Here is an 11,371-nt window from a genome sequence, read left to right on the forward strand (position 1 = left end):
TCAGCAAGCTGATCGGCACCACTGTATTTAAGGCAGGCGGCCCTTACCAGGCAAGCGACTGAGCCCTGCGTCGGATTTCAGTTTTGCGCCCTTCGCGGAGCGCGTCGACAGGACGGCCACGCAGCGACTCGTCCGGAGTGAAAAGCCACACGATGAGCTCCTCATCCGTGTACCCGGCATCGCCAAGCACTGCGATGGTGCCCTTCAGGCTATCCACCACATGACCGTCCTGGATAAAGAGGGCAGGAATCGAACGGATGTTGCGTTCGCCCACTCTCACAGCCACCACTGCACGCTCATCCAGAAGACCGTGGACCTTGGTGATTGAAACGTTCAGCAGCTCTGCCACATCGGGCAGCGGCAGCCATTCGGAAACGAGGCTTTCTACATTACTCACGGATCAAGATTGCCACGCCCTCGCGCTTTGCGCCTAGCCGGCGGGACGGTACGGGCGGAATTTGTGCCCGGAATTGCCCAAGAATCGAATGCGCAGGGATTTCTTGTGCGGAATCGAAAAATGTGAGAGATTCACATTGATCACATTTGCATCACTACTAACTTTAGTAACACTGGCAACAGCGGCATTCCCAACAGCCGCTGCTGAGATGAGGATTGCTCCCATGACGACGCCCAGCTCGCACAAGAAGACAACGAGCATGCCCATAATTGCGGCCACCACAGCGGCGCTGCCCGCCGTCATGCTCTCTTCATTGGCACTCGCCCAGCCGGCAACAGCGCTTCCGGCGGTACAAAGCCAGAAGATTCCCGCATCGCTGACCGCGGCCATGCGGGCCCAGGCCGCGGCAGTGTCCGCAAACGTCATTCCTGCCTCCGCGGTTGCCGCAACCATCCCGGCTGCCATGCAGCCCATGGCACCGGCGGCTCCGGCCACCTACACCATCGTCCGGGGCGATACCATCAGCGGCATCGCTGCCCGCTACGGGCTGAACACCAACACTGTCCTGCAGCTCAACGGCCTCTCGGGCAACACCATCATCTACCCGGGACAGCAGATCAAGTTGACCGGTTCGGCACCGGCTCCAAGTGCGCCGGCACCCGCACCCAGCCCGGCATCCGGCCCGGCGTCGTCGTCGACTGCCAGCTACACAGTGGTGCCCGGTGACACCCTGGGCGGCATTGCCGCCCGCCACGGCGTGGCACTGTCCGACGTCTTCAATTGGAACGGCCTCAACGGCCGGTCCATCATCTACCCGGGACAGAAGATCAAGGTCGGCCCCGGAACGAACGCACCAGCTCCCGCCACACCGGCTCCGGCCGCACTGGTCCCCGCTTCCGCTCCGGCGGCTCCGGCAGCGCCGGCACTTGCCAACACCGGCTCGTACACCATCAAGTCAGGTGACACTTTGGGCGGTATCGCGTCCCGCCTTGGGGTGTCCCTGTCGTCTCTTCTCTCGGCGAACAAGCTGTCCATGAGCACCATCATTTATCCCGGGCAGAAGCTCGCCATCCCGGGCGCTCCTGCGGCCTCGGCTCCGGCCCCTGCTCCGGTCAGCGCCCCCTTGGTTCCGAGCACATTCCTGGGCTACACCTACCCCGAGGCAGTGGTCAGTTCAGCCAATGCGAACAAGGCCCTGCTCAATGCGTCCCCGGTCCCCAGCACCGCCCAGATGAAGGGGATCGTCGCCGATACTGCGCGTCGGATGGGGGTGGACCCGTCCTTGGCTATGGCGTTCGCCTTCCAAGAATCCGGCTTCAACCAGCGTGCGGTCTCCCCCGCCAACGCCATCGGCACGATGCAAGTGATTCCCTCCTCGGGTGAATGGGCTTCCCAATTGGTGGGACGCAAGCTCAACATCCTCGACCCGTATGACAACGTGACCGCCGGCGTCGCCATCATCCGGGCGCTCGTCAACACGAGCAAGGACTTGAATACGGCCATCGCAGGCTACTACCAGGGCCAGTACTCGGTGAGCAAGCACGGCATGTACGACGACACCAAGGCCTACGTCGCCTCGATCCTGGCCCTCAAGAAGAACTTCAGCTAACTCGCGGCGCACAACACGGGCCCGGATCGCATGTCGATTCGGGCCCGTGTTTTTGCTCAACTAGGATCGTAGGGTGCAGGAACAAGTTTCGGACCAACTCCTCGGATCCCTCGTGGACGGGCGCTATCTGGTGCGATCGCGCCTCGCGAACGGCGGAATGTCAACCGTCTATCTCGCCACCGACGAACGGCTCGACCGCGACGTGGCGCTCAAAGTGCTGCATCCGCACCTGGCCAATGACCAAAACTTCCTCGACCGTTTGCAGCGCGAGGCCCGGGCCGCGGCGAGCCTTTCCCACCCGCACGTCGTAGGCGTCCTCGACCAAGGACAGGACGGCCACATTGCATACATCGTCATGGAGTACATCAAAGGCCATACTCTGCGCGATGTCCTCAACGAGAAGGCGGCGCTTCCGCCCCGGCTTGCCTTTGCACTGATCGACCCCGTCATCGAAGGGCTCGCGGCCGCCCACGCGGCAGGGCTGATCCACCGCGACGTGAAACCCGAGAACGTCCTGATCGCCGACGACGGCCGCATCAAGGTGGGCGACTTCGGCCTGGCCCGGGCCGTCACGGCGACAACCAGCACCGGCGCCCTGATCGGCACGGTCGCATATCTGGCTCCCGAGCTCGTCCTCGGCAAAGCCGCCGATGCCCGGAGCGACATCTACTCCACCGGCATCATGCTTTACGAGATGCTTACCGGCGGGCAACCTTATGCCGGCGACGTCCCCATCCAGGTTGCCTACCAGCACGTCAACGCGGCCGTCGCCCCGCCGTCGCTCGCAGTCCCCGGCCTTGCCGCGGACGTGGACGAACTCGTCCAGTGGTGCACCGCCAAGGATCCTGAAGAGCGTCCTGTGGACGGTTCGGCGCTCTTGTCTGAACTGCGGCACATCCGCACAACCTTGAGCGACGCGGAACTGGATATCAACCCGCCGGCCGCAAAGGCGGCAACGCCGGAAGGACAACAAGACGCGGCCGGGGCAACCGCGGTAGTCGCCCCTTTCCCTGCCGAACGTACGGAGCCCCTGGAACGGATAGGCCGCCCGACGGAGATTATCTCAAGCCAGCGCAATCCCACCACGGTGCTTCCGCCGTCGGGATTCTCTGCTGGCGCCCCGGCTTTCGACATCCAAGTGCCACAGGACCGCGAACCCCTGGATCCGGCGGAAGCCCCGCCCAGCAAACGCGACATCAAGCGCATGGAGCGCCAGGAAGAAAAGGACCGCGCCCGGGCGGCGGCAACGCCGTCGCGCTCTTTGCGGGAAGGCAACCCGCGCCGCCGGGCCGTGATCTGGACAATTGTCGTGATTGTCCTGGCGATCCTGGCCACAGCGGCGGGCTGGTTCTTCGGCATGGGGCCCGGCTCGCCCGGAACCATACCGGACACCAAGAACAAGACCGTTGCCGAGGCACAACAGCTCCTAAGAACCGCGGGCTTCCAGTCCGAGCCAAAAGACGTGTTCGACGACGACGTCACTGCAGGGTTGGCGGTTGGAACGGAACCCGCGTCCGGCCAGGTAGTCAGGAAGTTCCAAGCGGTGTCGCTCTTCGTCTCGAAGGGTCCACAGTTGTTCCCGCTTGCCGCGATGACCGGCCTGACACTCGACCAGGCAAAGAATGCCCTTGGCGTGGCGGGGATGACGCTCGGCAAAGTCACCGAGCAGTATGACGACAAAGTGCCTTTGGGCACCGTCATCTCCCAGTCCCCGGCCCAGGACACCGCAGTCCGCCACGGCACTCCGGTGGCACTGGTGGTTTCCAAGGGACCGCAGCCCCTCCCTGTACCGGATGTCCGGGGCATGACCCAGCAAGCCGCCGTCAAAGCGATCAGCGACGCCGGATTGACCGCCAAAATTGCGCCGGAACCCGTCAACGACAAGAAGGTCCCCGCGGGGGCCGTGGTCAGCCAGGCTCCTGCCAACGGCACCCTGATCCGCGGCGACTCCGTCACTCTGACCCTGTCCAAGGGTCCGAAGATGGTGCACGTCCCGAACTTCATTGGCAAGCAGGCCGATGCCGCCCGCAAAGCCTTGGAGTCCCTCGGATTCGAGTTCAAGATCAACAACATCCTGGGCGGTTTCTTCGGCACTGTCCGGGACCAGAACCCCGTGGACAGCGATGCACCGGAGGGCTCCGTGGTCACCTTGACCGTCGTATAGGGCCCCGCATACAGGAAAGGCGATCCGGAACCGTTCCGGATCGCCTTTCCTGTATTGGGGCCGCTGCTTGACCACCGATTGGTGGGGCCTACCGCTTGGTGAGGGCTCCAGCCACGAGGAATGCCATCTCGAGGGACTGCATGTGGTTCAGGCGGGGATCGCACACTGACTCGTAGCGGTCCAGGAAGGCATCCTGGTCAATGGGATCGGCGCCGCCAAGGCATTCGGCGACGTCGTCGCCCGTCATTTCCATGTGCAGGCCACCGGGTACCGTGCCCAGGGCGTGGTGGACTTCGAAGAACCCGCGGACTTCGTCCACGACGTCGTCGAAGTTGCGGGTCTTGTACCCGTTGGGCGAGGTGACAGTGTTCCCGTGCATGGGATCCGTGACCCAGAGGACCTGGGCGCCGGAGGCAGTGACCTTCTCGACGACGGCGGGCAGCTTCTCGCGGATGTTCTTGGAACCCATCCGGGTGATGAAGGTGAGGCGGCCAGGCTCGCGGTTCGGGTCCAGCTTGTCAATGAGCCGCAACGCGTCGTCTCCGGAAGTCCCGGGACCGAGCTTGACGCCGATCGGATTGCGCACGCGGGACAGGAAGTCCACATGCGCATGGTCGAGCTCACGGGTGCGTTCACCGATCCAGAGGAAGTGTCCGGAGGTGTCGTAGGGAAGTCCCGTGCGGGAGTCGATGCGCGTCAGGGCACGCTCGTAGTCCAGCAGCAATGCCTCGTGGCTCGCGAAGAATTCCACGCGCTTGAGGGCTTCGAAATCGGCGCCGCAGGACGCCATGAACTTGATCGCACGGTCGATGTCACGCGCCAAGGACTCGTAGCGGGCGTGGGCGGGGTTTTCGGTGAAGCCCTTGTTCCACAGGTGCACCAGGCGAAGATCAGCGAAGCCGCCCTGCGTGAAGGCGCGGATGAGGTTCAGTGTGGAAGCCGAGGTGTGGTAGGCCTTCAGCATGCGACTGGCGTCGTGGGCGCGGGACTCCGGGGTGAAATCGTAGCCGTTGACGATGTCGCCGCGGTACGCAGGCAAGGTCACGCCGTCGCGGGTTTCCTCGTTCGACGAGCGGGGCTTGGCGAACTGGCCGGCCATGCGGCCCATCTTGATGACGGGCATCGCCGCGCCATAGGTAAGGACAACGGCCATCTGCAGGATGGTGCGGACCCGGGCGCTGATCTTGTCAGCTGTGGCGTCCTCGAAAGTCTCGGCGCAGTCGCCGCCCTGAAGCAGGAATGCCTTGCCTTGGGCTGCCGCGGCCAGACGCTCGCGCAAAATGTCGACTTCGCCCGCGAAAACCAGCGGCGGAAGCACGGAGAGTTCCTTGACGGAGGCGTCGAAGACGCCCCGGTCGGTCCAGGTGGGTTGCTGCGAGATCGGCAGCTGGCGCCAATCGTCCAAGCCGGGATAGTTTGCCGCGCCGCTTTGCGCGGTGCTGGTCAGCGGGCTGCCCAGGGAACTGGTCAGGGGGCCGGTCACGGACGATGCGGGGTTCGCGGATAGCTCAGTCACTCTCCAAGACTAGTTGCCTTGCCCGCTGTTCGGGGCACGGCTTCCGTAACCCTTATTCGGCGTCCGTCACACTTTCCCGGTCACTGCGCTGCCGTCACCGTCAGGCCCTGAACCGTTGCCGGGCGGACGGCCGCTTTCTTGCCCGCCGTCGGCCGGATTCGCTTCGCTTCCGTTCGCGGGCTCCGGAAGCTGCCCGGCCAGCCGCTGCTTGACGACGGCGGCATATTCGTCCACGTATTCCTGCCCCGAGAGCCGCATGAGTTCGTACATGATTTGGTCGGTCACGGCGCGCTGAACGGAATGGTCTTCCTCTTGGCCGTAATACTGGCTGAAGTCCAATGGTTGCCCGAAAATGATCCCTATCCTGCGGATGTTGGGCAAACGCTTGCCGATGGGTTGCACCTTTTCCGTGCCGATCATGGCCACGGGAACAACGGGCACGCGGGTTTGGAGCGCAAGTTTGGCGACCCCCACTTTGCCCCGGTAGAGCCTCGCATCGGGGCTGCGGGTGCCTTCCGGGTAGATACCCAGCAGGCCACCGTCGGCCAGGACGTCCCTGCCGGCCTGCAAGGACAACTCGGACGCGGCCCCGCCCGATCGGTCCATTGGCAACTGGTTGGTGAGCCTGAAGAACATCGCCGTAAGCCTGCCTTTGAGCCCGGTACCCGTGAAGTACTCGGACTTGGCAAGGAAACTGACGCGCCGGGGCACCATCACCGGCATGAAGATCGAATCCGAAAAGGACAAATGGTTGGAAGCGAGAATCGCTGCGCCGTCCTGCGGAACGTTGTCGAGGCCCTTGACCCAGGGGCGGAACAGCAATGTGAGAAGCGGACCCAAAAAGATCCGTTTCATGACCCAATAGAACACTTTGGTTCCTCTCCGGGGCGGCGTCTGCAAGGCGTCCGGACGGTCCCGGCCCGCATTCAGAAGCCACCCTACTCCAGTGAGAAATGTCCCGAACAGTGACACGATGGACTCATCACGGAAAGCAGTGCCGCCAACAGAGTAGCCTCGGAGTCATCATGAACACTCTCCCCGATCCCTCGCCGTATGCCAGCGACTTCACCGGTAGTGGACCCAGCATCGGCGTCGTGATGAGCCACGGCTTCACGGGCAGCCCGCACAGCATGCGCCCTTGGGCCGAGTATCTGGCCGCCGAAGGCTACGCCGTCCGCCTCCCTCTGCTTCCGGGCCATGGGACCACGTGGCAGGATATGGCCACCCGGCACTGGCAGGAGTGGCACCATGCGGTGGATGCGGCGTACCTCGAGCTCCAGGCCGAGTGCGATTTCGTGTTCGCCGCCGGCTTGTCGATGGGTGGTACATTGGCTCTGCGGATCGCGGCTACGCGGCCGGTCGCCGGTACCGTCGTCGTCAATCCGGGGCTGGTGATCGATGATCCGCGCGCAGCCGTGGTCGGCATCCTCAAGCACGTCATGAAGTCCACCCCGGCCATTGCCAACGACATCCTCAAACCCGGCATGGACGAGGGTGCATACCCCAGGACGCCGGTCGCAGCCGCCCATGAATTGAAAAAGATGTACAAGGACACCATTAGCCTGCTCCCCCGGATTTCCGCGCCGGTGCGCGTGTTCCGTTCCTCCGTGGACCACGTGGTTTCGGAACGGAGCATCAAGCAGTTGAAGGAGCGGGTCACGGCTTCGATGGAGTTCAGCACCTTGGGCAACAGCTACCACGTGGCCACGCTGGACAACGACGCCCTGGAGATTTTCCGGGGCTCGGCCGAGTTCATCAGGAAAACCATGGCAGGGCTGACAAGCAGTTCCGCCCGGGCCACACCGTCCGGCACCGAGCTCCGGGATTCACCCCATGAATAGGCCAGGGCCCGATTCCCCCGACCAGAGTGCCAACAAGGACGACGACGCCGTCTGGCTCGATTTGGTAGCCAGGCTTGAGTCGATGCCTTCCTCCGCCCTGGACGAGGCGCCCACCGCCGAGGAGACTGGCAGCGATTCCGGAACGGATCCGGGTCCAGGTCCGGAGGAGGTTCCGGGCCGCTCCTCGTCCCGTTCCTTCCAAGACTTCGACCCGCTTGGATTGTCCAAAAGGGGCGCTGCGGAAGAACCCGCGGGCAGCGGGGAGCCCGGTCCGCGCGACTACGAGGTCGAGGACGGGAACGGCTTCGTCCCGGAGGACCCGCCGAGCCTCGCCGGTACCGAACCGCTGACCATGCTCGCGTGGATCGGAGCCGTGGGCGGCCCGCTTGCCCTGCTGTTCACCGCGATGTTCTGGCGCTCGGCGCCGCTCCTTGCCGTGATGGGCATCCTGGCGATCTTCCTGGCCTCCGTGGTGTACCTCATCATGAAGCTGCCGCAGGAAAAAGACGAGAACGACGACGGCGCCCGCGTCTAAGGGGACTGCCGCACCGCGCATCCCCTCGCGGCTGATCCCGTACTAGCCGTGTGCCCTGCCGCTGACCCGGGACAGGTCGGCAGCGCCGATCATCCCGGCCCGCGCTCCCAATGCGGCAAGCTTGATCGCAGCCGCGGGACGGAAACCGCGGCCGGTGAGGTTCCGGGCGAATGCTGTCCGTGCAGGGCCCACAAGAAGCTCCCCGGCATCGCACAGCCCACCGCCAATGACGAACGTCCCTGGGTCGAGCGCAGCCGCCAGGTTCGCCAGGCCGAGCCCCAGCCAATGCCCCACTTCTTCCAGGAGCTCCCTCGAAGCGGAGTCTCCGGCTTTTGCCCGCTCCGTCACGGTAACCCCCGTGATGTTCTCGGCGGAGCCTCCGGCAGCCTTGAGCAATTCGTAGGCAACCGGTGAATTCCGGAGGGCAAGCTCCCGGGCTTCCCTGCCGAGCGCGTTACCGGAGGCATATTGCTCCCAGCATCCGCGGTTGCCACACTCGCAGCGATGCCCGCCGGGAACCACGATCTGGTGGCCGAACTCCCCCGCCACACCGAATCGCCCACGTTCCACTCGTCCGTCCATGACCATGGCGCCACCGATGCCGGTGCCGAGCGTGATGCAGACGAGGCGGCTCTCCCCAAGACCGGCCCCAAAGCGCCATTCAGCCCAGGCGGCAGCATCGGCGTCGTTGGTGACAAGTACCGGGCGCCTCAGCAGGCTCTGAAGGTTTTCGCGCAGCGGCTCGTTACGCCAGGCGAGATGCGGGCTAAACAGCACCGTGCCGCCGTCGAGATCCATCCAACCGGCGGCGCCGATCCCCACGGAGGCAATCCGGTGGCTTCTCCCCAATTCCTGGACAAGCTCGACGATCACCTGCTCTACTGCCCGGGCGTCATTGCCGGGCGTGGAGCGCCGCGCTTCCTCGATCACCCGGCCCGAAGGATCCACGACTCCCGCTGCCACCTTTGTGCCGCCGATGTCGATCCCGATCGCCAGTCCCCTCCGGCCGAGATGGGAACGGCGCGCGGCCCACGGCACGGACTCCCAGCGCAGGCCGCCGTGCGTGGAGCCGGGGCGCCGGCCGGTTGCGGCCGAACCGGACCAGGAAATCTTCCGAACTCTTGCCGGGACCTGTTCGTTGGATGAATTCAGTGGCATGTCGCCATCCTATTCCGAGCGCCGCATATGTACTGACATGTCGGCGGTACGGACGGAACGCCCATACGCCTGCATTGGCGGAATCCCACGCTTCACGTAAAGTTACTCAGCAGTAACTTGAGTAAGGTGAATTGCGACACACCCATTACTTGGCCATATAGAGTTAGAGCAGCCCCGTAATGGTCTGTTGATATCGAAGGAGCTATCGTGCGTGAATTCAGTGTTCCGCCCCTGGTGAATGTTGCCCCCGAAACCAACATCACGGACCTCGTGGTTCGTCAGGCCGCCGTACCATCAAACCCGGCCTTGTTTGCCAAGCTCAACAGCGCCGGCCAATGGCAGGACATCCGGGCAACCGACTTCCTCAAGGATGTAACGGCCCTGGCCAAAGGCCTGATCGCCAAGGGCGTCGGTGTGGGCGACCGCGTGGGCATCATGTCCAGGACCCGTTATGAATGGTCACTCGTGGACTTCGCCATCTGGTTTGCGGGCGGCATTTCCGTGCCGATCTATGAAACCTCGTCGCCGTCGCAAGTGGCCTGGAACCTCGGCGACTCCGGCGCTGTCGCCGCATTCGCCGAATCCGCGCACCACGAGGACGTCATCCGCCAGGCCGTCACGGCCGAAGGCCTCAGCTCTGTCGCCCATGTCTGGCAGCTCGAAGGCGGAGGACTTGACGCGCTCCGCAGTGCCGGCAGCGGCGTCAGCGACGAGGAACTCGAGGCGCGCCGCAGCAGCGCCGTGCTGGCCGATGTCGCCACGATCATCTACACCTCCGGCACCACGGGCCGCCCCAAGGGTTGCGAACTCACGCACGGCAACTTCGTGGAACTCTCGGAGAACGCGTTGGCCTCCCTCGGCGACGTCGTCAACGAGAACGCCAAGACCATCATGTTCCTCCCGCTCGCCCACGTCTTTGCCCGCTTCATCTCGGTCCTTGCCGTCGCCGCCGGTGCCCAGGTGGCGCACACGCCGGATATCAAGAACCTGCTGGCTGACCTGCAGAGCTTCCAGCCGTCCTTCATCCTGGCAGTTCCCCGCGTGTTCGAGAAGGTCTTCAACTCTGCCCTCACCAAGGCAGAGGACGGCGGCAAGGGCGCCATCTTCCACAAGGCAGTGGACACGGCGATCGCCTACTCCAAGGCGCAGCAGGAGGGATCCCTTGGCTTGGTGCTGAGGCTCAAGCACGCCGTCTTCGACCGTTTGGTGTACGGGAAGCTTCGCGCCGCAATGGGCGGCCATGTCAGCCATGCCGTCTCCGGTGGCGGCCCGCTCGGCGAACGGTTGGGCCATTTCTTCCACGGTATCGGCCTGCAGATCCTCGAGGGTTACGGCCTGACAGAGACCACTGCACCCATTTCAGTCAACACGCCGTCCTTGATCAAGATCGGCACCGTGGGGGCCCCGCTCCCCGGCAACGCGGTCAGGATTGCCGACGACGGCGAAATCCTCGCCAAGGGCGTCTGCGTCATGAAGGGCTACTTCAAGCGGGATGACCTCGCCGCGGAAACCTTCGTGGACGGGTGGTTCCGCACGGGTGACATCGGCGAACTGGACGAACAGGGTTTCCTGAAGATCACAGGCCGCAAGAAGGAAATCATCGTCACAGCGAGCGGCAAGAACGTCGTACCGGCCCTGCTGGAGGACCAGATCCGTGCTGACGCGCTGGTGTCCCAAGTCCTTGTCATCGGCGACAACCGGCCCTTTATCGGCGCGCTGGTCACCCTCGACGAGGAAGCGCTGCCGGGCTGGCTGGAGCGCCACGGCCTTCCCGCGTCAACGACGACGACGGCTGCCGCGGACAACGCCCTCGTCCGGGCAGCGGTCCAGGAACTGATCAGCCACGCGAACCAGTCCGTCTCGCATGCGGAAGCGATCAAGTCGTTCCGGATCGTTCCGTCCGACTTCACCGAGGCCTCAGGCCACCTCACGCCGTCGTTGAAGGTCAAGCGCGCCCAGGTCATGAAAGACTTCGACGCCGTGATCGAGGAAATGTACTCGGCCCCCAAGGCGTCCTGACGGGCCGCACCCGACGCATCGGTCAAAGCAACAAAGGAAGGTCCCGGGCTTGACATGAACTGCTCCCCGGAAGTTGGACTGGCTAAATAGATACTAGGCCGCGAGGGTCTGGGCACGGTATTGCACCGGGCT

The 11,371-nt window shown here is 64.2% G+C and carries 9 protein-coding genes; 5 read left to right on the forward strand and 4 right to left on the reverse strand.

The genetic code is table 11. The features are described 5' to 3' along the window. Positions 1-43: 43 nt before the first annotated feature. A complete protein-coding gene (locus AC3WJU_RS20810; protein ID WP_059389151.1) occupies positions 44-397 on the reverse strand; it encodes an Rv2175c family DNA-binding protein in 354 nt (117 codons plus the stop codon). Positions 398-620: 223 nt separating this feature from the next. Here AC3WJU_RS20810 and AC3WJU_RS20815 point away from each other — a divergent pair, with 223 nt between their 5' ends. Both AC3WJU_RS20815 and pknB read left to right on the forward strand, forming a co-directional pair. After that, the gene (locus AC3WJU_RS20815; protein ID WP_441438355.1) at positions 621-2,006 is read left to right on the forward strand and encodes a lytic transglycosylase; all 1,386 of its coding nucleotides are present in this window, start codon (positions 621-623) and stop codon (positions 2,004-2,006) included. Positions 2,007-2,079: 73 nt separating this feature from the next. After that, positions 2,080-4,170 carry a Stk1 family PASTA domain-containing Ser/Thr kinase gene (gene pknB / locus AC3WJU_RS20820; RefSeq protein WP_492260736.1) on the forward strand — a complete coding sequence of 697 codons (2,091 nt, stop codon included), beginning with the start codon at positions 2,080-2,082 and terminating at the stop codon, positions 4,168-4,170. An 88-nt stretch (positions 4,171-4,258) separates the two neighbouring features. Here the strand turns inward: pknB and AC3WJU_RS20825 are convergent, their stop codons facing one another. Further along, positions 4,259-5,686 carry a class II 3-deoxy-7-phosphoheptulonate synthase gene (locus AC3WJU_RS20825; protein WP_370872293.1) on the reverse strand — a complete coding sequence of 476 codons (1,428 nt, stop codon included), beginning with the start codon at positions 5,684-5,686 and terminating at the stop codon, positions 4,259-4,261. 66 nt (positions 5,687-5,752) lie between these two features. Then, complete coding sequence (locus tag AC3WJU_RS20830) at positions 5,753-6,556, reverse strand: lysophospholipid acyltransferase family protein (protein WP_059389157.1); 804 nt, start codon at positions 6,554-6,556, stop codon at positions 5,753-5,755. Between the two features lie 155 nt (positions 6,557-6,711). Between AC3WJU_RS20830 and AC3WJU_RS20835 the strand changes: the two genes are divergently transcribed. Beyond that, positions 6,712-7,527: an alpha/beta hydrolase gene (locus AC3WJU_RS20835; protein WP_441438358.1), complete on the forward strand. Its 816-nt coding sequence runs from the start codon at positions 6,712-6,714 to the stop codon at positions 7,525-7,527. Then, positions 7,520-8,062, forward strand: coding sequence for a hypothetical protein (locus AC3WJU_RS20840; RefSeq protein WP_284991591.1), 543 nt, complete (start codon positions 7,520-7,522; stop codon positions 8,060-8,062). The genes AC3WJU_RS20835 and AC3WJU_RS20840 overlap by 8 nt, the downstream gene beginning before the upstream one ends. A gap of 42 nt (positions 8,063-8,104) precedes the next feature. Here AC3WJU_RS20840 and AC3WJU_RS20845 read toward each other — a convergent pair whose 3' ends face one another. Beyond that, a complete protein-coding gene (locus AC3WJU_RS20845; protein WP_492260737.1) occupies positions 8,105-9,220 on the reverse strand; it encodes an ROK family glucokinase in 1,116 nt (371 codons plus the stop codon). A 207-nt stretch (positions 9,221-9,427) separates the two neighbouring features. Between AC3WJU_RS20845 and AC3WJU_RS20850 the strand changes: the two genes are divergently transcribed. Next, positions 9,428-11,239 (forward strand): AMP-dependent synthetase/ligase, encoded by a 1,812-nt coding sequence (locus AC3WJU_RS20850; protein ID WP_332603339.1) that lies wholly within the window; start codon positions 9,428-9,430, stop codon positions 11,237-11,239. Positions 11,240-11,371 lie beyond the last annotated feature (132 nt).

Source organism: Arthrobacter sp. FW306-1B-F12A (assembly GCF_058781865.1).